General features: G+C 63.5%; 21 protein-coding genes. 1 reads left to right on the top strand and 20 read right to left on the bottom strand.

Features of this window, described 5'->3' with window-relative positions; genetic code table 11:
- Window positions 1-109: 109 nt before the first annotated feature.
- The 20 genes from HFP89_RS14765 to HFP89_RS14670 form a co-directional block, all read right to left on the bottom strand.
- Window positions 110-997 (bottom strand): sulfotransferase domain-containing protein, encoded by an 888-nt coding sequence (locus HFP89_RS14765; RefSeq protein WP_168718442.1) that lies wholly within the window; start codon window positions 995-997, stop codon window positions 110-112.
- A gap of 91 nt (window positions 998-1,088) precedes the next feature.
- Complete coding sequence (locus tag HFP89_RS14760) at window positions 1,089-1,970, bottom strand: glycosyltransferase family 2 protein (protein WP_168718441.1); 882 nt, start codon at window positions 1,968-1,970, stop codon at window positions 1,089-1,091.
- Window positions 1,967-2,608, bottom strand: coding sequence for a sulfotransferase family 2 domain-containing protein (locus tag HFP89_RS14755; RefSeq protein ID WP_168718440.1), 642 nt, complete (start codon window positions 2,606-2,608; stop codon window positions 1,967-1,969). The genes HFP89_RS14760 and HFP89_RS14755 overlap by 4 nt, the downstream gene beginning before the upstream one ends.
- Window positions 2,609-2,622: 14 nt before the next feature.
- Window positions 2,623-3,909 carry a glycosyltransferase gene (locus tag HFP89_RS14750; RefSeq protein WP_168718439.1) on the bottom strand — a complete coding sequence of 429 codons (1,287 nt, stop codon included), beginning with the start codon at window positions 3,907-3,909 and terminating at the stop codon, window positions 2,623-2,625.
- A gap of 6 nt (window positions 3,910-3,915) precedes the next feature.
- The gene (locus tag HFP89_RS14745; RefSeq protein WP_168718438.1) at window positions 3,916-4,734 is read right to left on the bottom strand and encodes a methyltransferase domain-containing protein; all 819 of its coding nucleotides are present in this window, start codon (window positions 4,732-4,734) and stop codon (window positions 3,916-3,918) included.
- The gene (locus tag HFP89_RS14740; RefSeq protein ID WP_168718437.1) at window positions 4,731-5,663 is read right to left on the bottom strand and encodes a sulfotransferase; all 933 of its coding nucleotides are present in this window, start codon (window positions 5,661-5,663) and stop codon (window positions 4,731-4,733) included. Before HFP89_RS14740 ends, HFP89_RS14745 begins: the two co-directional genes overlap by 4 nt.
- A 318-nt stretch (window positions 5,664-5,981) precedes the next feature.
- On the bottom strand, window positions 5,982-7,784 hold the full coding sequence (locus tag HFP89_RS14735; protein WP_168718436.1) for an ABC transporter ATP-binding protein: 1,803 nt from the start codon (window positions 7,782-7,784) through the stop codon (window positions 5,982-5,984).
- A gap of 110 nt (window positions 7,785-7,894) precedes the next feature.
- Window positions 7,895-9,580: a bifunctional sulfate adenylyltransferase/adenylylsulfate kinase gene (locus HFP89_RS14730; RefSeq protein ID WP_168718435.1), complete on the bottom strand. Its 1,686-nt coding sequence runs from the start codon at window positions 9,578-9,580 to the stop codon at window positions 7,895-7,897.
- Window positions 9,577-9,951: a MarR family EPS-associated transcriptional regulator gene (locus HFP89_RS14725; protein ID WP_206212399.1), complete on the bottom strand. Its 375-nt coding sequence runs from the start codon at window positions 9,949-9,951 to the stop codon at window positions 9,577-9,579. Before HFP89_RS14725 ends, HFP89_RS14730 begins: the two co-directional genes overlap by 4 nt.
- A 75-nt stretch (window positions 9,952-10,026) precedes the next feature.
- Window positions 10,027-10,452, bottom strand: coding sequence for a four helix bundle protein (locus HFP89_RS14720; protein WP_168718433.1), 426 nt, complete (start codon window positions 10,450-10,452; stop codon window positions 10,027-10,029).
- 19 nt (window positions 10,453-10,471) lie between these two features.
- On the bottom strand, window positions 10,472-10,993 hold the full coding sequence (locus HFP89_RS14715; RefSeq protein WP_168718432.1) for a lasso peptide biosynthesis B2 protein: 522 nt from the start codon (window positions 10,991-10,993) through the stop codon (window positions 10,472-10,474).
- A gap of 111 nt (window positions 10,994-11,104) precedes the next feature.
- Window positions 11,105-11,509: a four helix bundle protein gene (locus tag HFP89_RS14710; RefSeq protein ID WP_240956437.1), complete on the bottom strand. Its 405-nt coding sequence runs from the start codon at window positions 11,507-11,509 to the stop codon at window positions 11,105-11,107.
- A gap of 242 nt (window positions 11,510-11,751) precedes the next feature.
- On the bottom strand, window positions 11,752-12,195 hold the full coding sequence (locus HFP89_RS14705) for a type II toxin-antitoxin system VapC family toxin (RefSeq protein ID WP_168718431.1): 444 nt from the start codon (window positions 12,193-12,195) through the stop codon (window positions 11,752-11,754).
- Entirely contained in the window at window positions 12,192-12,440 is a 249-nt protein-coding gene (locus HFP89_RS14700; protein WP_168718430.1) for a type II toxin-antitoxin system prevent-host-death family antitoxin, read from the bottom strand. The genes HFP89_RS14705 and HFP89_RS14700 overlap by 4 nt, the downstream gene beginning before the upstream one ends.
- 149 nt (window positions 12,441-12,589) lie before the next feature.
- The gene (locus HFP89_RS14695) at window positions 12,590-13,042 is read right to left on the bottom strand and encodes a four helix bundle protein (RefSeq protein WP_168718429.1); all 453 of its coding nucleotides are present in this window, start codon (window positions 13,040-13,042) and stop codon (window positions 12,590-12,592) included.
- A 221-nt stretch (window positions 13,043-13,263) separates the two neighbouring features.
- Window positions 13,264-13,830 carry a transcription/translation regulatory transformer protein RfaH gene (gene rfaH, locus HFP89_RS14690; RefSeq protein ID WP_168718428.1) on the bottom strand — a complete coding sequence of 189 codons (567 nt, stop codon included), beginning with the start codon at window positions 13,828-13,830 and terminating at the stop codon, window positions 13,264-13,266.
- Entirely contained in the window at window positions 13,827-15,032 is a 1,206-nt protein-coding gene (locus tag HFP89_RS14685; protein ID WP_168718427.1) for an MraY family glycosyltransferase, read from the bottom strand. The genes rfaH and HFP89_RS14685 overlap by 4 nt, the downstream gene beginning before the upstream one ends.
- 1,263 nt (window positions 15,033-16,295) lie before the next feature.
- On the bottom strand, window positions 16,296-17,531 hold the full coding sequence (locus HFP89_RS14680; protein WP_168718426.1) for a hypothetical protein: 1,236 nt from the start codon (window positions 17,529-17,531) through the stop codon (window positions 16,296-16,298).
- A gap of 1,363 nt (window positions 17,532-18,894) precedes the next feature.
- The gene (locus tag HFP89_RS14675) at window positions 18,895-20,178 is read right to left on the bottom strand and encodes an O-antigen ligase family protein (protein ID WP_206212398.1); all 1,284 of its coding nucleotides are present in this window, start codon (window positions 20,176-20,178) and stop codon (window positions 18,895-18,897) included.
- 356 nt (window positions 20,179-20,534) lie between these two features.
- Window positions 20,535-22,292 carry a J domain-containing protein gene (locus HFP89_RS14670; protein ID WP_168718425.1) on the bottom strand — a complete coding sequence of 586 codons (1,758 nt, stop codon included), beginning with the start codon at window positions 22,290-22,292 and terminating at the stop codon, window positions 20,535-20,537.
- Between the two features lie 1,581 nt (window positions 22,293-23,873).
- On the opposite strand from HFP89_RS14670, the gene HFP89_RS14665 reads away from it, so the two are divergent.
- On the top strand, window positions 23,874-24,164 hold the full coding sequence (locus HFP89_RS14665; RefSeq protein WP_168718424.1) for a GIY-YIG nuclease family protein: 291 nt from the start codon (window positions 23,874-23,876) through the stop codon (window positions 24,162-24,164).
- Window positions 24,165-24,369: the final 205 nt, after the last annotated feature.

Genomic DNA, 24,369 nt, shown 5'->3' with positions numbered 1-24,369 from the left:
TCCGGGGCCTGGAAATCGTATACACAGCCATGCCCACAGCATCGCCACAATATCGATTTGAATGTTGATCCCGCAGCCTTCGGGATATGCATGAAGATCGGTTTCTTGGTCACGCGAGAATATCGCTCGTCAGTTGCCCGGTAGGCTGCCGCCACAGCTCTTTCGTTTGCGGAAACCGCTCATTGCAGTAATCGTAGACATCGCTGTAGAAGTCCCGGATCATAGCCGCCGTTCCGGGGTCCAGTGAACTCTGATGTTTCGGCGACGCGTTCACCCTGTTCTTGGTAAAGTCTAGGTTGGCTGGAATGCCAAGAAACGCCGACAATTGCCGTACTTCAGGTTCGGAGAACATGGTTTCGTACAATCCGATCCAGGTATCCTCACGGGGAAACACCGCCTCCAGGTTAGTAATCGTCTGCTGGTATCTCGTCCTGAATTGCATCTGGTCGGACCTGAAGGCACGGCGAAGATGGTCTGTATCGCGTTCCGTCTTAAGATGCCCGCCAGAGAGATTCAGCACCCGACGATGATGCCGAACAGCGCTCCAGCAACGTTCGACCGGATCGCTAAGCAAAAATACAACCTTAACTCGGAACCCCTTGCTTTCCATACGGGTCTTGATGGTTCTAAACGTATGCGGGTCTAAACCCGCATAACATGGGGTTATATCTCCGGCAATCCGGACGCGGCCACGGGCGAGGTTCGAGAAATAGTGTTCATAGTATCCCTCAAACCGCTGCATCAAAAAGCGAATGAGGAGTTCTTGCGACGGGTAGGGCAGGAATGCGAGGTTTGGTTTTGTCCGAAAGATCTTCTTAAGCGTCAGCTTCTGATTCGCGCACAAGTCGTGATGGAGCGCATTCCAGATGTGATACTCCTTCCCGACACCCATACGGACTTCGGCAAATGAATTTAGGTACCGGTGGAGCCACGTCGTTCCAGCCTTCTGTGCTCCCACCCCAAGTACGAAAGTGCGTTCCGGTTCAGCCGCGTTCATATCGAACCCCACCGTAGCCCTTTCACCATCTCAGTAATTCTTTTTTTCAATGTCAACTCAATCGAGCGTTCTCTCAGCAGCGGTGGCTGCGCTAAAGGAAAGCGGCTTCGTAGCATTTCCATCCGCGCTGCTCAGAGACACAGTTCCAGGAAATGTATCCAAGGCCTCCTACGAGAAATGCCGGTTTTCTTCGGAGGAAATAACTTACTAAGTCGGCCGTACGCGCTCCGAGCCTGGAACGATGCCCCATCCTCGCGCGGCAGCCAGCGAGTGCCGTCACGCTTTCGGCCTCGTAACGGGCTGCCAAGGTTTGCGACCGCTGACCGAGACGCGACCGAAACGCGGCCAGCGGTTGCGCAACGCAACACACTTCGGACTGCATGAAAAACGCGCACCATAATTCAAAGTCTCCCGCCGTCCCGCAGGTCTGCCCAACGGCTGCGCCGGCTTTTTCCCAGAGGCTGCGCCTCCAAAAGGTAGATTCTTGCTGAATATAGCCAGTGTTCCGATAACCAAACCCCAAGTGGCGCCCGTCAAGAAAACTTTCGCGCGACACACCGGGCAATGTGAAGACTCCAGTCCACATCTCGGTTTCTCCGATCTGGGGCTGGGTAAGGCTGGTGATCCAGGCGACCTGGGGGCAATCGCGGAAGATCTCGCCCACGGTTCGCAAAGTCCAGGGCAGATAAATATCGTCGCTATTGATCCAGCCCATCACGTCGCCGGTGGCATGGGCAAAACCGCGGGTTACTGCGTCGTACTGTCCCTTATCTTCGGCACTTTCCCAGTGCGCGAGGCGATCTGCGTAACGCTCGACGATCTGCAAGCTGCCGTCGTTCGAGCCGCCGTCCATCACTATGTAATCGAGATTTGGATAGCCCTGGTCCAGCACGGAGGCCAGTGTCTGCTCCAGAAACGGCGCCTGATTGTAATTCGGCGTCACAACCGATATGCGCGGCAGATCAGTGTTCATTCAAAGCGGTAGTTGAAAAAGGCAATATCACGCTCATAGGTCTTGCGGATCAGCTCAGCCGATCTGTCGGTGTAATAAGTTCGATAGTCCCGCCCGCCGCGATTTCGTGTGATATTGACCTGTGGGAGCTGCGAGGGGACACCGATTCGTTGGCAGATTTCGTTGAAGTCGTCAGCTAGATTCTCAAACCGGCCAATATAATCGACCAGCGGATCATCTTTTTCGTCTACTAGATAGTTTCTCTGGTAGTAGAGTGGGGGTGTATCGGCTCTCCACTGAGCGTATTCTTCAAATCGCATCTTGCTGACCAATTCGTGGAGAATATGCTCTGGGTGGTCTCGATACCAATGGTACAACGATACCTGCCAGTCCCAGGGGTTTCGGACAAAGGTGAACTTGAAAGCGTTGTCAAAGAACTGCGCAGGCACGCGATCGCGTAGGCGGCTCGCCCAGATATGGACGGGAAATTCGCGGTACCTGCCCGGCAGTCGTACATCAAGCCCCAGCTTTCGAATGATCCGGTTGGGCAGGCGGGTTTCGGGTCTGTTGGCATAGGGCGTCAGACTGGCCGTAACGCTTGAACCAGCCGCCTTCACAATATGTATGAATATGAAATTGTGGCTGCACGATAGGAGCATGGCGGGCTGGTCCTTTAACTCGAGGTTTTTTGTCTAAGGGCAGACGGCACGGCGGCGTTGGTTTCCAACACAGATGCGTAAAGCCGCCGGTATTGCTCGGCCACGACTGGCGCGGCAAATTTTGTTTCCGCATGCAGTCGCGCAGCTGACCCGAGGGGCGTTGAAAGGTCGCGCCGCCTTTGCGCCAAAACCCACCTTATGCCGCGAGCCAGGTCGGCGCCGTCTTGCGCGCGCGCGAGGTACCCAGTTCCTTTATGCAGAATCAGATCGGACATGCCGCCAACGTCGAATCCGACAAGCGGTGTACCGCAGGCCAAAGCTTCGACCCCGGTATTCGGCAGATTGTCCAGCCTCGAGGGAATCACTAACATGTCTGCGGCGCTATAGACCAAACGCAAAGACAAGTCGTCCCCCAAGTGCCCAAGATACCGCGCTGGGAACTCAAGTTTGGCAGCCTCTTTATTCGGCCCACCTCCAAATACGAGCAGCATGATATCGAGGTCGGTCTCCGCAGAGAGCCCGCCGAGGGCATCTTCAAGAAGATCAAATCCCTTACGTGGATCTGCGCCGCCGCCCATCGCACCGAATAGTACCAGCGGTACATCGTCCGGCAGACCCAGCGCCTGCCGGGCCACACGCTTGTCAACCGGCGCCCAATCGTTCGTGTCGATAGCGTTAGGGATGACCTCGATGGGCCAATCTGCCATCAGCGCACTACGCTGCGCCAAATCAGCCAACCAGCAGCTTGGCGCAACGATGTGCATAGGACGCTTCCAGAGGCGGCGTTTACGGGCCCAGACCCATCGATTAAGATCAAGGCCACCTTCGTGCGGCGGGCGATTGTGCCGAGCGTACCCTGCCCGCCAGCGCGTGTCGTCGGCATAGTGTTCCGCGCCGCAGAACGCCCACATGTCATGCAGTGTCCAGATTACAGGCATCGGAAGTTGAGCGATAGCTCTTATAGAGAGCATGTTGTCCGAAACCCAGTGCAGGTGCGCGATATCCGCACCGGAATTTCGCAGCTGGCGGGCACAGGCGTTAGAGAACAGAGCAGGCTCGTGCGCCACAACATTGCCCGTCTTGAGCAGGCCGGTGACTCCCCGCGTCATCCACCGCCGCACCGGTCCGGACAGCCGTTCGCTCCGATTGGACGTTGTTTCTGTCGCCGGATCACCTTGGAGCGACTGCGCGACAAGCAAGCAGCTGTCTACGCCGTTCTCTCGCACCGCGTCGTGGATTCTTGCTGCCGCCTTGGCAGCCCCGCCAAGTGCATCCGACTGATTGACATGAATGACTTGCAACGAATCTTATCTCGTCGGTTTTCGTGCTTCGACATACATCGAGCCTGTGCCCTTTCGCGGCTGATTGTTTTGGTCCAGATCCAGCGCTTCGACAGGGAATGCAGGGATTCTCGAACTCCGGCAATCGCACCGTGCTATATCCACGAAATCGCAGTCCAAGAGCACAGCCCGCAACATATGGAAGTCCCACACCCATTGATGCGTCTCACCAATTTCTGCCAGACTGACATTCTGCGACCGAAAGCCCGCGGGAAGCAGAGCGAGCCCGACCCGCAGCCTGAGGGCGGAAAGCTTTCGAGAAACGCGAGCCGCGAGACCGGGCTTTTTTTTGGAGCCGCATTCCTCAGCGACCCCGAACTCAACTAGGTTGTGGCCGGTGCGCTCGGCCACAAACGAAACCATGGCCGGTTGGTCTGCCATACGCTTGGTCAGGTCATCATAATACTGGCCTAGCTTTCCGCCACTCTCCTTGCGGACGCACTGGTCGATAAGCTCCAGTGCTACAAAATCAGCGCGGTCATCCCGCCCGGCATCTCGCTCGGCGAGATACGTCCGGCAGATGTCCTCGAGATCGGGCACCACTATGCGCAGGGAGCCGCCGGGCTTCAGTACGCGGCGGCACTCCTCCAGGAATCCAGCGACACTGTTGCGCGGCACATGTTCCAGGAAGTGGGACGTGTAAACGATGTCGGCACTGTCGTCATGGATCGGCAGGGACTGCAGGAGATCGGCCTGCCGCACATTGGGGGATAGCGGCGCAAAATCAAAGTTCACCCACCCGTCGCCGTCAACGTAGGTAGAACCGCAAGCAAGGTTCAGCTTCATTTCATATGTCCTCGTGCCTTGTCTCGCGACGCACCGGGGCCATCCTGCAGGCTCTTCGTCTGCCGCAGGTCGACATCGTACCGCTCATACAGCTGCGCCAGATCCTCCGCAAAGTACGCATCCAGCGCGACACGTGTCGCCGGCTGCATCGGCGGCGGCCTGCGATTCGTCGCGCACAGCGATAGTAGAATGTCCCTCGCCCTTTTGGTCTGGCCGAAACGCGCCGGCAACCGGGACGATAGCTTCTGCTGTACTTGGCGCGCGGCAAAGCTCAGCCGTGGGCTGATGACCTGCATCGATGGGTTCTCGCGCTCCAGCGTCAGGGCCGCCCGCTCGACCCGCAGAAATTCCTGTATCCGCGCCAATTCCACGGCAGGCCGGGCTACTAATTCGTGGAAATTCACCAGTAAAACGTTTTGTGCAAATAGCTTTGTGAAACGCTGCACCTGATCGGCATACAGCCCCGATCTGCGGTACATGTAATTCCAGAAGTACTGCGGCATGGACTTGCGATCTTGAGGATTTGCAGCGCGGGTGTCCTCAAGATCGAGCGCTGCCTCGAAACTCGGGGCCCATTCGTAACCCTCCGCCACCATCCAGAGATAGAGCGAATAGGCGCGTGAGCCGGGATTGCGCAAGACGATGATTATCCGTGCATGAGGGTTGTAGTCGTGGATCGCAGCCGCCGACTCCGGCGTAGCCAGATATGCGGTAGAACTGTCCATTCGATAGGCCCGGTCGCGGCCCTCCCGAAACAGACTTTCGTACCAGTACGTCCCACGCCCAGACGCGATGGGCGTAAAGAAAGATGGCTCCTTTTGCAACTCGTCCGCCGGGGCGAAGATATCGGGATGTCCTCTGAGTGCGGCCCACAGACTCGACGTGCCAGCCTTCGCTGCGCCCACGATAAAAAGATTGACCAAAGGCACCTCAGCCTTCCGCCGCAAGCTTGGGAACCCATCGCAAAACTAAAAAAATACAAATGATTGATTTCGCATTTGCAATTCTTATTACCGACGGCACCATCACTTTTCTGCTCCGGAAATTATGCGGCAAGCCAGCGATACCGAGGTCATTTGATCGGATGGACCGAACTACCGAGAGATTTGTAAATCTCGCAAAGCACTTCGAGATAATCAGATCGCGCGCTCGGCATCTGGGCAATGACGGTGCGCATTAACACCATTCAAGAGGACTCAGCTGCGCCGATAATCAATACGAAATTGATTTCGAGCATAACGGAGCACTCAGGTCTGCACATCTGCCACCGCGCCAGCGGCTTCAGCCCCGATTACGTCCTCGTAGGTGCCAACCGACGCCAATCGACCCTCCTCTAGTCGGATAATGAGGTTGCACTTCCGCAGCGTCTGAACCCTGTGGGCGATGATGAACAGCGTGAGATCCGGATCCAGGTTATCGACGGCCTCCATTACCGCGGTCTCCGTATCTGCATCCAGCGCACTGCTGGCCTCGTCGAACACCAGCACATCCGCCGATTTGTACAGGGCCCGAGCTATCGCGATGCGCTGACGCTGACCGCCCGAGAGTTGGACGCCGCGCTCGCCGACGCGGGTCTCATAGCCGTTGCGTCCAGACTCGATGAAATCGGCGATCTGCGCCTGTCGCGCAGCACTACGGACCCGGTCTTGGTCGATGTCATCCGGGTGGACTCCGAGGGCGATGTTTTCAGCAATCGTCGCATCGGAGAGATAAATGTGCTGTGGTACATGCGCGATACGGCGCTGCCAGTCGCGTCGGTTACCTCGATGTACGCTGACCCGATCAACTCGAATCTGACCGGCCGTAGGTTCAAGGAGCCCCATAACCACATCCATCAACGTCGACTTTCCTCCTCCGGTCTGGCCGACTATACCCACGCGGCTACCCTTTGGTATCTTCAAGGAGATATTCTGCAAAATCTCGGGCTGATCTGGCGCATAGCGGAAGCCGACATCGTCAAGTTCAATCGACTCTGAGAACGCAAGGTGAGTGCTTTTCTCGACCAATGACTCATCGACGGGCAACGCCAGGCTTTCCAGCACATCCTCCAGGACCTTCACGTTACCGGTGAATTGCGCCCAGGCCTGATAAATTTGCTGCACGAGCGGCAAGAGTCGCTGGGCCGCCAGTGCCAGCGCTGCCAGAACCGGTAGGGCTGCAACCAGGCCACCTGACTGAAGCGACAAGGTGTAAGCCAGCGCCACGATAAGCGCGATGCCGATGGCCTCGACAACAAATCGTGGCGCCTGGCCGAGAAAAGCATTAGCAGCCTGGGCATTGCGAAATCCGCGGTCCAATTCGGAGAAGGTGTGTGTGTAGTGGGCCTGGTTGCCATCGAGGATTACATCGCGAATTCCACCAAGCCCTTCCTGCACGGCACGAACGCGGCTGCCCTGCGCGGTGGCGATGACGGCACTGTTCCGTCGCAGTCGAGTGCGGAAAAGGCGGATAACCACTAAATAGATGATCACGAAGAGCAGGCCCGCAGAAAGTGCAGTAACAGCATCGACGAGCAGCAGAGCCACCAGAATGGCTACACCCAGGATGATCGCGATTACACCGTCCATAAAAGGACGCAGCACCGTGCCTAGCACGATCTGGACCTTATTTATGTCGCCAACCACCTCGCTGGTATTTCGCGAAATATGGTATGCATAATGCTGGTGGAGCATTACTGAATAGAGGCGAATACCGAGATCATGTCCGATTGCGAACACCAGCTTATTGCTAACGTAGGCAAGAAGCAGACGAATGCTGGTGGCAAAAGCCACGATTGCTACGAATACGATACTCATTGGAAGGACAAGCGAGTCGGGACGGTGCCAGCCTAGAGCGCCGAAAAGGTCTTGTAGCAATGGGTATTCCATTGCCATCCCCGGATTTGCCATGAGCGAAATGAAGGGCACGACTGCGCCGATGGTGATGATCTCCGACATCGAGCCGAGAAACATGAGCCCCAAGAGCATTGCCAGTTGCTTTTTGCGGCGCGCTGGCAAATGGCCCGCGAGCTCTCGCAAGAGTCGGGTATAGGATTTTTCTGAAGAAAACAAGTCGGCTTGTTCGCTAATTTACTCGTGTGTTTGGTTGTTATTCACGGTCGGCAAGAATGTCCGCCCCTTCCGGCTTCTGACTTCTGAGTTCCGACCACCGATTACCGGCCTTACCCGCTTTCCCCGGTCAAATACCCAAAGTTCTCGAGCTTGAGCAGTATCTGCTGCACGGCATGATCCGGCTGCACCAGGCTGGTGTCGATTGTCAGTTCTGGATGCTCAGGTTCTTCGTAGGGGTCGGAGATGCCGGTGAATTCTTTTATTTCCCCTGCCCTGGCTTTTTTGTAGAGACCTTTTCGGTCTCTCTGTTCGCAGACTTCCAGCGGCGTGCTGACGTGGATTTCGATGAAGCCGCCGTGGGGTTCGATCAGGTCGCGCACTTCGCGTCTTGTTGCGGTGTACGGCGCGATGGGGGCGCAGATGGCGATGCCGCCGTTCTTGGTAATTTCGCTGGCGACGAAACCGATGCGCTGGATGTTCAGATTTCTGTGTTCTTTCGAGAAGCCGAGTTCGCTGGACAGGTTCTTTCGAACGATGTCGCCGTCGAGCAGCGTGATCTGCCTTCCGCCCAGCTCCATCAGCTTGACCTGCAGCGCGTTGGCCAGCGTGGACTTGCCTGAGCCGGACAGGCCGGTTAAGAAGATGGTGATGCCCTGCTTCGCCCTGGGCGGGTGCGTCTTTCTGAGTTCGGCGACGACTTCCGGGTAGCTGAACCAGTCCGGTATTTCCAGGCCTTCGGCCAGGCGGCGGCGGACTTCGGTGCCGGAGATTTCTCGCACCGGTTCGTCGGGCTTCAGCTCGTCGACCGTGACGTACTGAGCGCGGCCCTCGGAGTATTTCATCTCGTGGAACGACACCATCTGGATACCGGTTTCATCTGCGTGGTTGCTGATGAGCTCCTGGGCCTCGTACGGGCCGTAGTATCCATCGCCGGTGGCTGCATTGCGGGGCCCTGCATGGTCGCGGCCGATGATGATGTGCGTGCAGCCGTGGTTCTTTCGGACCAGCGCGTGCCACAGTGCCTCGCGCGGGCCGGCCATGCGCATGGCCAGGTTCAACAGCGCCAGTTGGGTGGTCTGCTCCGGGTACCGCTTGATGATGTGCTCGTAACAGCGCACGCGGGTGTAGTGGTTGACGTCGTTGGGCTGGGTCAGGCCCACCACCGGGTGGATCAGCAGGTTGGCTTCGATCTCGCGCGCGGCGCGGAAGGTGAGCTCCTGGTGCACGCGGTGCATCGGGTTGCGCGTCTGGAACGCGATGACCTTTTCCCAGCCGCGCTTGGCAAACAGTTCCTTCAGCTGCGCCGGGGTATAGCGCAGGTGCGGGAAGTCGTAGTGGATCGGCGCTTCGACCTGCTCGACCGGGCCGCCGACGTAGACCGGCTGCGTGCGCTCCAGCAGGTGCGCCACGCCCGGGTGGTTGCGATCCAGCGTGCCGAACACGGCCTCGGCTTCGAGTTCGCGGTCGGGTTCCCAAAGATCCTCGATGGTCATGGTGGCCAGCAGGACGCCTTCGGGGTCGCGGAGGCCGAGGACATCGCCTGCCGACAGCCGTTCGGCCATATCCTCGGATACGTCCAGCATGATCGGCATCGACCACAGCGTTCCGTCAGCCAGGCGCATGCGCTCAAGCACCGACGCGTAGTCGGCCTGGCCGAGGAAGCCGGTCAGCGGCGCAAACCCGCCGTTGGTCAGTAGCTCCAAGTCGCATAGGTGGCGTGCTGTCAGGGGGAGATCTAAGGCGATCTCCTGAGATTCGGCGGGCCAAGGGCGGCTGTTTGGCGTCGAATGATTCATGAATTCGGTTTCGGGTTTACGGTTTCCGGGTTCCGGAACTGCGAGTCCGGGCTTTCCTCGACTTCCTGGCGCAATTGCTCGATTTCCTGCTCCAGCGCTTCGTATTCGGCCTGCTTTTTTGCGAGAAACGCTCGGGCGACCTGCGCCTTGGCGGCAATGCCGCTGGGGGTCAGGTTGTACATGTAGGCCGCTTTGTTCTTGCTGTTCTTGAAGTTCCTGGCTTTCACCCAGCCTTTGTCGATCAGGGCGCGGAGGCAGTAGTTCGTGCGTCCGAGGCTGATGCCGACTTCGGCGGCGAGTTCTCGCTGCGAAGCCTTCGGGTTGGCTTCGAGGGCGGTCAGGATCTGGTATTTGAGGTCGTCAGACAACAAAGTTTTCAGTGAGCAGTTTTCAGTTTCCGGTTAACAGTTTTCAGTTGTCAGTGGTGAGTCTTCAGTTGTCGGTTTTCAGTTTTCAGTCGCCAGTTTTCGGGCTTCGGAAACGAAGTCGAGGAGCTCATAGCCGGCGGCTTCTTCGCCAGCCCTGGTTTCGGTGCTGCGGATCAGGGACTGGAGCATTGCGTTGATTTGTCTGGCCTCGTCGATCAGTCGAGTCACAGTTTCTGCGTTGATCTCCCCTACTTCGCTGGCGATGCTCAGTTGGGTGCGGAGCTCTGCCGTTGAGCCCTTGGCGATGTAGAGGAAGCGAATGAATTCCTTCGTTGTTCCGCGCTCGTGGCCTTCTGCGATGTTCGAGAGAACGGAGACAGCCGAGCGGGTGATCTGGTTCTTCAAGCCCCAATCGTTACTGGATCGGAAGGCTGCGTAGATGTCGACGGCCAGTTTCTTTGAGCGCTTCCAGACGTCCAGATCTTCGAAACCTCGGTAGGGCATAGGGGCTTGTTTTCAGTTTTCAGTTGTCAGTTTTCAGTGGGCCACGGGACCAGCGTCGTGATGCGCGGGCTGCGGTTGGCCAGGACAGGGGCAACAGGCCGGCCAGGGACTCTTCGGTTTCGCCGATGGGTACGCCATCGAGTTCGATCCAGGCGTGGGCCAGGGGCTCGGATGCGCCGTCGCGGGTAGACGCTGGCCGGTAGCCCATTTTCAGTTCGGGGTCGAGGCCCTCGCTGGCCATCCAGCGAGCGAGGGTCAGGGACCTGGGTAGGCAGCGGCAGTTGGGCAGGCGCGTGGCGATTCGGTGGATGGCCCTGGCGCGGGTTTCCCAGGGCTCGACTTCGCGGCTGCTCGTCCGCGCGCCGGGCGCAGTGGTCTGCTCGACTTCGCGTTCGCTCGGTGTCGCGGCCTTCGGGGGGCCGGGCTGGAGGCGCTTGATGCCCAAAAACGGAAGCAGGGCCCAGACGAACAGCAATCGGGGCGCGGCGGCGTACAGGGCGCGGCGGTCGTCGGGCGGAAGGGCGGAGAAGCGTTTGAACACCGTTGTTGGTTATTGGTTGTTCGTTGTTGGTTGAAAATCCAATTCTTCGTTGACCTTGCCGGTGTTTTCGGCGGCCTGCTTCGAAGAGAGGTAGTGGATGAACCCGGAAATCTATCGCCCGGTTACCTCGGCGCTGCTTTGGAGCGCGGAGAACTCGGCGTTTGTTACGAAGTCAGCGTCCAGCGCCAGGTACAAGTGGGATTGCAGTTCGGTGCGGGAGCCTCGTGCAATCTTCAGGAACTGGATCAACTCCCTGCGCCCTTGTCGGACATAGCCTTCAGCGATATTCGCCATGATAGAGACCGCGGCGCGCTGCATCTGGTCGCGCAAACCGAAATCATGTGCTAGCTCACCTCTCCGGCAGATGGAATACACATCGCCGGCCAGTGCTCGAGCACACTGCCACGCTTCGATGTCTTCGAATCTGGTGATTGCTGCCATCGAGGGGATGTTCAAGCTGCGGCGCGCGGCAACCAACAACAAACAACCGAAAACCGACTTACGAAAAAGGCTCAAGCACGCTACCGCCGATGGGTGTGGGCCCAACCGGCCGCTTGGTTGCGGTTTTAACTATGCGTTCAGTGGTTGAACGCGAGGGTAGACTCGCCGGGTTTAGGCGGGATGGCAAGGGGGAAAGTCGGGTTTCGGGTTTCAGGTTTCGGGTTTCAGGTTTCGGGTTTCGGGTTTCGGGTTCTGGCGTGTCGGCCGGGATGACGAGGTGTGGTGGGCGCGGTTTGCCACTTCTCCGTCGTTCCGGGTCAATCCGGCTCGGGTGCTGATGACGGGATTCCGAACCGGGTCGCGGCCGTAGCCAGGGTTCGATCCAGGGTGATCATGCGTGCTCCGTGATCGGCGCAGACGGCCAGGTGCAGGGCATCTCCAGCACGAAGGCCGGTTTGGTACTGATCGGTCATTTGCGCTGCGGCGCGGAAGTGCGCGCTCTTGACCGGCAGCGCATTCAGGTTGCGCTCTTTCAGCGTTGCGAAGGCGGCCAGGCACTCGGCGCGATGTTCGAGTTGAAGGTGGCCGATGCGCAATTTCAGGGCCAGAGCGCTGGAAAATTCGGTGATGACCCAATCGCTGATGAAAAGATCAGCCGGCGACTGGGCGACGAGCCACCGTTGGGCTCGCTCCGTGGACGGCTCGTTGCCCAGGGCGGCGACCAGAACGCTGGTATCCAGATAGGACGGCGCTGCGCTCAATAGCGAGCGTCTTCACGCAGATCGCGCATCAACGCGTCGGCAGACGTCTGTTGCGCAGGCAGTCGAGCCGTGAGCGCGCGCAGGTCTTCGAGATCGATGGGCTCGCGCGGAAGTGTGCTGGCGGTCAGGCGAGCAACGATTTTTCCGCGCCTGGAAATCGTCACCGTTTCGCCGGCACAGGCCCGATCGACCAGCTCGCTCAGCCTGGCTTTCGCGTCCTTCAGGTTGGTGGTTGGCTCGGGCATGGCTCTAGAGTAGTTACTTTGATGGTCACTTTCAATGCCGGGCGGTGTGCGCGGGCCGGGCCGGGGAGGCGACAACCAGGGTTTCGGGGTTCAGGGTTCAGGGTTCAGGGTTCAGGGCTCGGGGGCCGGAAACCGGAAACCGTCAAGGGTCAGGGCTTCTTTTTCTTTGTGCTGCCTGCGGGGCGGCCGCGGCGTGGTGGGGCTTCGGTGTCCTTGTCGAGCACGGGAGGCAGGATGTACCGGCGTTCTTCGCTGTGCCCCAGGGATCTGGCCAGGCGGTGCAGTTTTTCGGTCACGACCATGGTTTCGTCGTGCAACGCGCGGGCCAGGCCGGCCTGCAGGGCGCCGATGCGTTCGGCCAGGTGCAGGTGGGTGCGTAACTCGGCGGCGGCGCCGCGGGCGCGGTGTACGTGGTGCAGAAAGTGCTTCAGCGAGGCGCGCTCGGCGCCTTCGGCGATCAGCGCGGCGATGCTGACGGCGGACTGGAGCATGCGGTCGGACAGGTAGTGGTGCTCGCAGTCTTCGGTGGCGTCGTGGACCAGCACCGCCAGTTCGACGGCATGGTTCCAGACATCCAGCTTGTCGAAGGCGGTTTTCGCCATCGTGTCGCCCGCAGGGTTGTTGCTTTTATTGCCGGCAAGGCTATCACGGCACGCTACCGCCGATGGGTGTGGGCCCCACCGGCCGCTTGGTTGCTTTGGAAACCATCGAAACCATGCGTTCAGTCATTGAACGCGTGGTAATCGTAGCCCGGGACGGGCGGGATGGCAAGGGACGAAAGAAAGTTTTCAGTTTTCAGTGGGCAGTTTTCAGTGGAAACCGGTTACCCCTTGGCTTTTCTGAGGTCGGTGGTGGGGAGGGTCAGTTTCTGGGGTTTGCCGAGGAGTTCGAGCAGGACCAGGGCGCGTTGTTCGCCGGTTCGGGCGTGGAACAGGCCTTTCAGGCCGGCGAAGGGGCCGGCGGTGATTTCGACTTCGTCGCCTTCGGCCAGGCGTTCGAACTCGGTCAGGTCGATGGCGCCGCCGGCCTCACAGCGGGCCTGCAGCAGGTCGATGAGTTCGTCGGGCACGCAGGGCACGTCGTCGCCCATGCGGACCAGGCCGACGACGCCGCGGGTGGAGCGGATGGGGCCGAAGTCTTCGCGGTAGTCGGCCAGCCGGACGAACAGGTAGCGCGGGAACATGGGCTCGAGCAGGCTGCGGTCGCGGCCGCGGTTTCGCTTGCGCACGCGGGCCAGCGGCAGGAAGGCGCGGTAGTCCTGGTTGAGCAGGTGCAGGTGGGCGCGTTGTTCTTCGCGCGGCTTGCAGTACACGGCGCGCCACTGGCCGCGCGGGCGCGGTTCGGGGCCCGGGCCGATGCCGGGGCCGGGGCGGCGGTCGTGGTCGGTCATGGCTGCCCTCCCCGCCTGCTGCTGCGCGGGCCGATGTGGCCGCTGCTGTGCTGGATGGTTACCGGGCGGCGCCGACCGTTCGGACCGCCGTCGGCGGCTTCGCCGTTGCGGCGGCGGCGACGGCGGTGGCGCCAGCGCAGCAGGCGGGCGGCGCGGGCCAGCAGCAGCTGGTAGCCGATCAGCACGGCGGCGGCCAGCACGAACAGCAGCGCCGGCGGCCAGCCCTGCTGCCAGCCGAGCACGCCGAACAGGCCGGCCAGCAATACCAGGGCGTGGATCATGTACACCGAAGTCGACACGCGGTAGCCGGCGCGCTGCAGCAGGTGGTGCAGGTGGGCGCGGTCGGCCGAGAACGGGCTGCGGCCCAGCCGGATGCGGCGCACGAACAGGGCCAGCGTGTCCATGGCCGGGATGATCAGCAGCCAGGCGATGGTGACGGGGTACACGCCGGCGCCTTCGCGAGTGGCGATGGCAATGGCCAGCCAGGCCATGGCATAGCCCAGCACCATGCTGCCGTTGTCGCCCAGGAACGCCCGGGCGCGCGGGCGGATCGGCCGGCGCAGGTTGTAGACCAGGAAGCCCAGCGTGGCGCCGGCCATCAGCAGCGGCAGGGCCCGCAGCCCGGCGGGGGCACCGTCGAGCAGGGCCACGGCATACAGCAGCAGGAAGGCCACGAAGGCCGCACCGCCGGCCAGGCCGTCGAGCCCGTCCATCATGTTGACGGCGTTGATCATGAACACCACGCAGGCGATGGTGAACAGGCCGGAAAACGGGCCCAGGCCGATGTTGCCCAGGCCGGCGCCGAAGACCGGGCCCAGGCTCTGCACTTCCAGCCCGCCGCCGTAGACCATGACGGCAGCGACGAAGATCTGGACCAGGAAGCGGAGGCTGGCGGAAAGCTCGCGGATGTCGTCGAGCAGGCCGACGACCAGCAGCACGGCCGCGCCCAGGGCCAGCGTCCAGAACGGCTGCCACTGCCCGCCGAAGGCGACCAGGAAGGCGGCCACCGCGCCCAGGGCCAGGGCCAGGCCGCCGGTCAGCGGTGTGGGCGCTTCGTGCTGCTTACGGTGGTTGGGGTGGTCGACCAGGCCGAGGCGGGCGGCGGGTTTGTTCAGCAACGGAACCAGCGCCGCGGCCGCGCCGAAGGCCACGGCCAGCGCCAGCAGGATGTGGGCGGTGTCGAGCTCAGGGAATCCAGCCACTGTGCCCCCCAACGCCGCCACCCACGGCGCGCACTGCGGTGTTCGGCCGTCGATGGACCGATGGACCGCTGATTCGTTTGGTGATCCAGGCTCCCATGGATTCCCCTACTGCGAGTGATGGTTCTTCGAACTACTTCGATCCAGTACGCCAGGACGTGATCGTTATTTCACGGTATCCGGATTTTCTAATTAAATCAAGGGAAGAGGGTGTGAATATTTGGTGACGGTTGGGATAGGGGGAAGCTATGGATGGGTGGGGTTCCGTGAGGGGCGGGGTTCGGGGTTCAGCGAACCGTGGGCGGGTGGCGGGGGTTCGGGGTTCAGCGAACCGTGGGCGGGTGGCGGGGTTCGGGGTTCAGCGAACCGTGGGCGGGGTGAGGTGGTGCCAGGGTTCGAGGGGCGATTGCGTCACGAGGTTCCGGGTTCGCCTCTTCGGCGCCCCGGAACGACGGAGAAGGAGGAAGCGGCATCCCGGAACGACGGAGGTATTGGACGCGGTGCCGCGAAACGACGGGAAATGGGGGGCCGGCACCCTCTACTTCCTGGTCATCCCGGGGCCGGCGCCCTCTACTTCCTGGTCATCCCGGGGCCGGCGGAGCCGGAACCCGGGATCTCGTGACGCAATCGCCCGTAGAGCCCTGCCGCCCGCGTCACGAGGTTCCGGGTTCGCCTGTTCGGCGCCCCGGAACGACGGAGGTATTGGAAGCGGCATCCCGGAACGACAGAGGCATTGAAAACGGCGCCCCGAGACGACGGAGGTATTGGACGCGGTGCCGCGAAACGACGGGGAAATGGGGGCCGGCGCCCTCTACTTCCTCGTCATCCCGGGGCCGGCGCAGCCGGAACCCGGGATCTCGTGACGAAATCGCCCATCGAACCCTGCCGCCTGCGTCACGAGGTTCCGGGTTCGCCTGTTCGGCGCCCCGGAACGACGGAGAAGGAGGAAGCAGTGCCCCGGAACGACGGAGGTATTGGACGCGGTGCCCACCACCATCGTCATCCCGGGGGCCGGCGCCCTCTACTTCTGGTCATCCCGGGGCCGGCGGAGCCGGAACCCGGGATCTCGTGACGAAATCGCCCGTCGAACCGTGGCGCCCGCGTCACGAGGTTCCGGGTTCGCCTGTTCGGCGCCCCGGAACGACGGAGAAGGAGGAAGCGGCGCCCCGGGACGACGGACGTATTGGACGCGGTGCCGCGAAACGACGGAGAAGGAGGAAGCGGCGTCCAACGGGAGGAGGTGATTCGGGGCCGGGTGGCTTCGGCTCAGGGTTCGGCGGGTTCGGGGCGGGGCTGGAGGTCGAGGTCGTCGAGTCGGAGGGTACCGGCGATGTTGCGGTCGAAGGCATTCGTGCGATCGCGGCGGACCGTGAGACGGAGCAGCCGGGTGTCTTCGGGGACGTCGATGTCGAGCTCGAAGGGCTGCCAGTCGAAGTTTGCGCCGGGGACTTCCAGGCGGGCGTTCAGCCGAGCGCCTTCGGCGGTGACCAGCAGGTAGGGCCGCGCTCGGGTGGTCAGGCCGTCGGCGCGCCAGCTTCCGGTCAGGACCAGCCGGGCGCCGGGTTCGACGGGGACGCGGGTCCAGGGGACGGCCAGGTGGATGTTGTCCTGGCCGCCGAAGTCGATGCGCAGGCTGGCCGGGGCGCTGGTGTACTCGGCGGTGTCGCGCTGGATGCGCACGCCGGCCGGGGCGCGTTCGGTGCGCCAGTTCAACCCGAGACCTTCACCGAACTCGCGATCGAAGCGACCGTTGACGATGCCGCCCTGCCCTGCAGCCGGATCGACGGCCAACCACTTCTGTTGCGCCTCGCCGACGCGGCCGGCGTCGAGCAGGGTTTCGATGTAGTCGAGGAAGGCCGGGGCGTCGTGGCCAGGCGTGGGTTGGATCCGGGCCCAGGCGGCGTCGGCCAGGTCGGGATCGCGCTGGCGGCGGGCAATGCGCAGGGCCTGGTCGAGGTAGTCGCGGCCTTCGGGCAGGACGCGGTCGAGCAGCGCGCCGGGGGCGTCGATCCAGCGGCGGCCGACGAACAGCGCGCGCTCGGTGTCCTGGGGATGGTCGCGCAACCAGCGGCGCAGCTGGCGCTCGGCCAGTTGGGGGTTGCCGGACTGCAGCGCGACCTGGGTGGCCGACCACAGCGAGCGGCGTTCGAACGGCTGCACGGCGCCGGCAACGGCCAGAAGGGTATCGACCGCTTCGGGGGTGCCGGTGACGGCCTCGATGCGGGCGCGGTCCAGCCACTGGACGGCATCGACGGGGTAACGAACGGCCGCGGCGCGCAGGGTTTCGGTGGCCGCCGTCGGATCCTGGCGCCAGGTATCGCCGGCCTGACGGGCCAGCCCGCGCCAGGCATAGCCACCCCAGGGTTGCGGCAAGGGCAGGACGTCGGTTGCGGACGGCACCGGATCCTCGGGCACGGCGCGCAGGTTGAGGTAGTCGGCCAGCATGATGTACGTGGCCAGGACCAGGGCGGCCAGGACGATGAGGGCGGGTAGGCGTGACATGGGAAAACGGTAGCAGGGAATGGGAGTGGGGGAAAGGGACCGGGGTTCGGGTTCAGCGAACCGTGGGCGGGGGCGGGGTGAGGTGGTGCCAGGGTTCGAGGGGCGATTGCGTCACGAGGTTCCGGGTTCGCCTGTTCGGCGCCCCGGAACGACGGAGAAGGAGGAAGCGACGCCCAACATTCCTCGTCATCCCGGGGCCGGCGGAGCCGGAACCCGGGATCTCGTGACGTGATCGCCCGTAGAACCCTGCCGCCCGCGCCACGAGGTTCCGGGTTCGCCTGTTCGGCGCCCCGGAACGACGGAGAAGGAGGAAGCGGCGCCCCGGGACGACGGAGGTATTGGACGCGGTGCCGCGAAACGACGGGGAAATGGGGGCCGGCGCCCTCTACTTCTGGTCATCCCGGGGCCGGCGCCCTCTACTTCTGGTCATCCCGGGGCCGGCGGAGCCGGAACCCGGGATCTCGTGACGCAATCGCCCATCGAACCCTGCCGCCCGCGTCACGAGGTTCCGGGTTCGCCTGTTCGGCGCCCCGGAACGACGGAGAAGGAGGACGCGGTGCCGCGAAACGACGGGGAAATGGGGGCCGGCGCCCTCTACTTCTGGTCATCCCGGGGCCGGCGCAGCCGGAACCCGGGATCTCGTGACGAAATCGCCCATCGAACCCTGCCGCCCGCGTCACGAGGTTCCGGGTTCGCCTGTTCGGCGCCCCGGAACGACGGAGAAGGAGGACGCGGTGCCGCGTAACGACGGGGAAATCGGGGCCGGGGCCCTCTACTTCTGGTCATCCCGGGGCCGGCGCAGCCGGAACCCGGGATCTCGTGACGAAATCGCCCATCGAACCCGGCCGCCCGCGTCACGAGGTTCCGGGTTCGCCTGTTCGGCGCCCCGGAACGACGGAGGTATGGTCGAACCGGCCCACACTATCCTTCGTCATCCCGGGGCCGGCGGAGCCGGAACCCGGGATCTCGTGACGAAATCGCCCGTAGAACCCTGCCGCCCGCGTCACGAGGTTCCGGGTTCGCCTGTTCGGCGCCCCGGAACGACGGAGGTATTGCGAGCGGCGCCCTCTACCTCCTGGCCATCCCGGAGCCGGCACCCTCTACCTCCTGGTCATCCCGGAGCCGGCGCCCTCTACTCCTGGTCATCCCGGGGCCGGCGCAGCCGGAACCCGGGATCTCGTGACGAAATCGCCCATCGAACCCTGCCGCCCACGTCACGAGGTTCCGGGTTCGCCTGTTCGGCGCCCCGGAACGACGGAAACATGGCCAGGGGCTACGGAACGACGGAGGTATTGGAAGCGGCGCCCCGGATCGACGGGGAGCCTGGCAGGCGGCCGCCGACAGGTGTTCGGGCGGGGCGGGTTCAGGGGGTGGGTTTTCGTTTGTGGGCGGGGGTGAGGAGGGTTCCGAGGTAGAGGGCCAGGACGACCTGGGTGGCGGGGATGTGCCAGCTGAAGTCGCCGAGGCCGACCAGGCCCAAGGCGGCAAGTCCGCTGTACAGCGGCAGGGTTTCGCGGGTGAGGCGGGCGTGTTTGACCAGGGCGACGGCGGCGGCGAGGAGCAGGCCGGCGCCGACCAGGCCCATTTCCAGCAGCCACTGCAGCAGGTCGTTGTGGGCGTAGTCGTACCAGCCGCGCATGTCGGCGGGCTGGACCTGTTTGAACACCGCCTCGAAGCCGCCCAGGCCGACTCCCCACAGCCACCAACCGGCCGGAACTTCGCCGATCATCCGCGAATAGACCTCGAACCTGCCCTCTTCGATCGAGGTGACGGCCAGGCGCTCGGCCAGCGGGGTAAGGCCGTACCAGGTGGCGGCGATGAGCGCGGCGAAGGCGGTGGCGTACATCGGCCAGACGGCGACGCGGGCAAGCTTGCGGCGGTAACGGGTCCAGAGCACCAGGCCGACCAGCAGGCCGGCCAGGCCGGCGGCGCTGCCCAGCCGGGAGGCCGAAGCCAGCAGGGCCGCGCCGATGATGGCCCCGGCGATCACGCTGCCGGCCACGCGCAGCTCGAACGGCAGTCGCTTGAGGCCCGGCACGTCGGGCTTCCACCAGATGGCGATGACCAGCGGCCAGGTCAGCGCCAGGTAGGCGGCGAACAGGTTGCGGTTGGAGAAGGTGCCGTGGACGTAGTCGGGGTTGTTGCGCGGCCAGATGCCGAGCACGGTGTCGGAGCCGGCGGCGTGCGCGGCCAGGCCGTAGAGCGCCTGCAGCACGGCGCCGACGGCGACGACCAGCCAGACCAGGTTGCGGCGGCGGTGGTCGAGCCGGCCGAACAGCCAGGCCAGCGTGGCCAGCGCGACGAAGGTGGCCCAGGCGCGCAGGGTCCAGGCCGGGTTGGGCGACCACTGGCCCGGCGGAGCGTCGGATTGCCACAGGGCGTCGGGATACGGGCCGAAGCTGCGGGCCAGGAATTCGACGGGCAGCACCTGCAGCACCACCCACCCGGTGAGCACGCCGCCGAAGATCCACCAGCTCTTCGGCGGTCCCGGCAGCGCCCTGCCCTTGCCCAGCCACGCCGCCATTGCCGCGACCAGCGCGCCGAGCACCAGCACCAGGCCGGACAGCGTGAGGGTGTCCGGGGTGCGGTTGCCCATCATCAACGGGAGTACGAGGACGAGGGTGGCGAGGATGGCGGTTGGGGGCATGGGCGCGGGATTCGGGATTCAGTTTTCAGTTTTCAGTTTTCAGTTTTCAGTTTTCAGTTTTCAGTTTTCAGTTTTCAGTTTTCAGTTTTCAGGGTTAAGGGTTAAGGGTTAAGGGTTAAGGGTTAAGGGTTAAGGGTTAAGGGTTAAGGGTTAAGGGTTCGGGGGTGACGAGTTTTCAGTGAGCAGTTTTCAGTTTTCAGAAATTCATCGGGTCCGGTCTTGGGGCGAATGGATTGGTTGTTGGTTGTTGGTTTTCCTGAAACCTGAACCCTGAAACCTCGAACCCCCAGGCCTTCCACTGTTCACTGAAAACTGCTCACAGTTCACTGCTCATCGTTCACCGCTCACCGCCCCGTTCATTCCACCGCCACGATCCGCAGGGCGTTGCCGGTCTCGGCCAGGCGGAAGGTGGTGCGGGGGTAGAGGTGGTTCTGGCCGGGGCTTCGGAGGGTGAGTTCGAAGTCGACCTGCCATTCGTTGCCGTTGCGCTGCATGCGGTCGACGCGCAGGTCGACGCTGCGGGTTTCGGTGGCCTGGATGAGGGCCACGTAGCGGTCGGCCGGGGGCTGGGTGCCGAACAGGCCGCGCAGGGCCAGGATGTCGCCGGCTTCCAGCGCGGTCTGGAAGGCGCTGAGCAGTTCGCCGGCCGGGTGGAAGCGCAGGGGGCCGAGGGTCAGCCGGCCGGGTACCGGGACGAGCGCTTCGCGGGTTTCCGGTTGTCGGTGTTCGGTGTTCGGCGCCGGATCGGCGATGGTGGTTGCGGCTGGCGCAGTCGGTTCGTTGTCCGGCGCGGCCTCGGGAACGGCGGCGACGGACGTTTCGGCATTCAGGGATCGGGGTCGGGTAGAAGCGGCCACGGCTGCGGCCGGAGTTTCCGGTTTTCGGTTTTCGGTTTCGAATGACAAGGCTGCGGCGTCCTCGTTGCGGGCGGACGGCCGGGCAATTTCTTGTTGTCGGTTGTCGGTTGTCGGTTCGGCGATCGCTTGGCGAGTGACCGGTTCAGCAGCGGCGGCGATGGGTGGTTCGGCCGGGGTGGACGAACGGGGTTCACTGTTCACTCCGGTCGCGCCGCGAGCGGGCGCCCTGCTCGCTTCGCTGCGTTCGATGGTCGCGCGGGCGGCCGTGGGTTCGCTGGTGAGGCGGATGCCGGCTTCGAAGCGGCGGTTGAGGCGTTCGTCGTCGGTGGGCAGGCCGAGAGCGGCAAGCTGCGCGTCGACGCTGGGCAGCGTGGCGCTTTCGGTGCGGCTCGGGCGCAGGGCTTCTCGAGCCGCAAGGGAGAGGCTCGGGGGTGGTTCGGCGGCGGAGTCGGTGGCGGGTTGCGAGCCGGAGGAAACGGCCGTTTTCGGTCGTCGGTTTTCAGCTGCCGGGAGCTCTTCGGCAGGCGCTGTGGCGATGCCGGTTTCCGGGTTCGGGGTTCGGTCGGTGGCCCGGGGTCGGCTGTTCACTGAAAACCGTTCACTGCTCTCTGCGCCGGATTCGGAGGCGGTTTCACTACGCCCTCCGCTCGCCTCCCGAGCGGACTCGTTCGACGGGCCGGGGGCCAGCAGCAGGTTGATGACCGGCAGCAGGGCGATCAGGGTCAGGCCGCCGATGAGCTTGTGGGCCAGGTAGCGGTCGTGACCGAAGCGGCGGCGCAGGTGCAGCAGGTTGCGCTTGATGACGCCGGGGCGACGCGGCGGTCGGCTGGCCGGCGACGTGCCGGCTTCGGCCTGCGGAGACGGCGGGGCCGGGCGCGCGGGGGCGGCGTGCGGATTCTTCTTGAACGCGCCGTAGGCGGTGTGCACGGCCTGGGAGCGGAGCGTCAGCCAATCGGACAGGGCCGGGAAGCGGTCGGGATGGAACACGCTGGCCAGGCGACGGAAGCGGGCCTTGCGCTGGTCCAGCGGCACCTCGGCATCGACCCCGGCGGCGTGCAGGTCAAGCGAGCCGTCGCGGAACAGCGCGGCATCGAGCCGGAACAGGACCATCTGGTTGAGCACCGGATCGTGGTGGGGGGCGCCGACGTCCTCGCGAGTGCCGGCCAGCCAGGCCAGCAGCTCATGCACCTGCTCGCGGTCGAGCCGTTCGGCCCGCCCTTCGCGGATGGCTTCGAGCAAGGTAGCGAGGTCGGACATGGACGGCGTGGTCCCGGGCCGGCGGGGATGGAAGCATTCTGCCGGAAAGGGCGGGAGGTTGCAGGGGGTGGGGGTTCGGGGCAATCGCCCATCGAACCCGGCCGCGAGCGTCACGAGGTTCCGGGTTCGCCTGTTCGGCGCCCCGGAACGACGGAGAAGGAGGAAGCGGCATCCCGGAACGACGGACGTATTGCGAGCGGCCCCCTCTTCTCCTGGTCAACCCGGGGCCGGCGCAGCCGGAACCCGGGATCTCGTGACGCAATCGCCCGTAGAGCCCTGCCGCCCACGTCACGAGGTTCCGGGTTCGCCTGTTCGGCGCCCCGGAACGACGGAGAAGAAGGGAGCGACGCCCAGCATTCCTCGTCATCCCGGGGCCGGCGCCCTCTACTCCTTGGTCATCCCGGGGCCGGCGCCCTCTACTCCTGGTCATCCCGGGGCCGGCGCCCTCTACTCCTTGGTCATCCCGGGGCCGGCGCAGCCGGAACCCGGGATCTCGTGACGAAATCGCCCATCGAACCGTGGCGCCCGCTTCACGAGGTTCCGGGTTCGCCTGTTCGGCGCCCCGGAACGAAGGAGGTATTGCGAGCGGTGCCCTCTACCCCTCCTCATCCGGGGCCGGCGCCCTCTACTTCCTGGTCATCCCGTGGCCGGCGGAGCCGGAACCCGGGATCTCGTGACGTGATCGCCCGTCGAACCGTGGCGCCCGCGTCACGAGGTTCCGGGTTCGCCTATTCGGCGCCCCCGGAACGACGGAGGTATTGGACGCGGTGCCCACCACCATCGTCATCCCGGGGCCGACGCCCTCTACTTCCTGGTCATCCCGGGGCCGGCGCCCTCTACTTCCTGGTCATCCCGGGGCCGGCGCAGCCGGAACCCGGGATCTCGTGACGCAATCGCCCATCAAACCCTGCCGCCCGCGTCACGAGGTTCCGGGTTCGCCTGTTCGGCGCCCCGGAACGACGGAGGTATTGGAAGCGGCATCCCGGAACGACAGAGGCATTGAAAACGGCGCCCCGAGACGACGGAGGTATTGGACGCGGTGCCGCGAAACGACAGGGAAATGGGGGCCGGCGCCCTCTACTTCCTCGTCATCCCGGGGCCGGCGGAGCCGGAACCCGGGATCTCGGGACGTGATCGCCCGTCGAACCGTGGCGCCCGCGTCACGAGGTTCCGGGTTCGCCTGTTCGGCGCCCCGGAACGACGGAGGTATTGCGAGCGGTGCCCTCTACCTCCTGGTCATCCCGGAGCCGGCACCCTCTACCTCCTGGTCATCCCGGAGCCGGCACCCTCTACTCCTGGTCATCCCGGGGCCGGCGGAGCCGGAACCCGGGATCTCGTGACGTGATCGCCCGTAGAACCCTGCCGCCCGCGTCCCGAGGTTCCGGGTTCGCCTCTTCGGTGCCCCGGAACGACGGAGAAGGAGGAAGCGGTGCCCAGTAACGACGGAGAAGGAGGAAGCGGTGCACCGTAACGACGGAGAAGGTGGAAGCGGTGCCCCGGAACGGCGGGAAAGTGGCCAGCAGCAGTCGTTGTAGGAGATTGTCCGATGCGCCCAATCGATGACTCGTCTAGGCTGAACTCGTGAAACAGCCATGCGTGTACCTGCTAACGAATCGAAAGAACGGCGTGCTCTATATCGGCGTGACATCCAACCTGCCTAAACGGATCGAAGAGCACCGGGGTGGATTCGTGGACGGGTTCTGCAAACGCTACAACCTTCATCGACTTGTCTGGTTCGAGCTGCATGAATGCATCAGCGCGGCGATCGAGCGCGAAAAGGAGTTGAAGAAATGGAGACGCTCGTGGAAGGTCGAAATGATCGAACGGGAGAATCCTGACTGGCGGGACCTTGCTGCAACTCTGGGGTGGTAGGTAGCGCCTATCGGTCTTCGTCATCCGGGGCCGGCGCCCTCTACTCCTCGTCATCCCGGGGCCGGCCCCCTCTTCTCCTCGTCATCCCGGGGCCGGCGCCCTCTACTTCCTGGTCATTCCGGGGGGGGCTGGCGCAGCCGGAACCCGGGATCTCGTGACGCAATCGCCCGTAGAACCCTGCCGCCCGCGTCACGAGGTTCCGGGT

Source organism: Wenzhouxiangella sp. XN79A, from assembly GCF_012272825.1.
Classification (GTDB): Bacteria; Pseudomonadota; Gammaproteobacteria; order Xanthomonadales; family Wenzhouxiangellaceae.
Note: the sequence above shows the minus strand (reverse complement) of the source record. Positions and strands in the feature narration are given on the sequence as shown.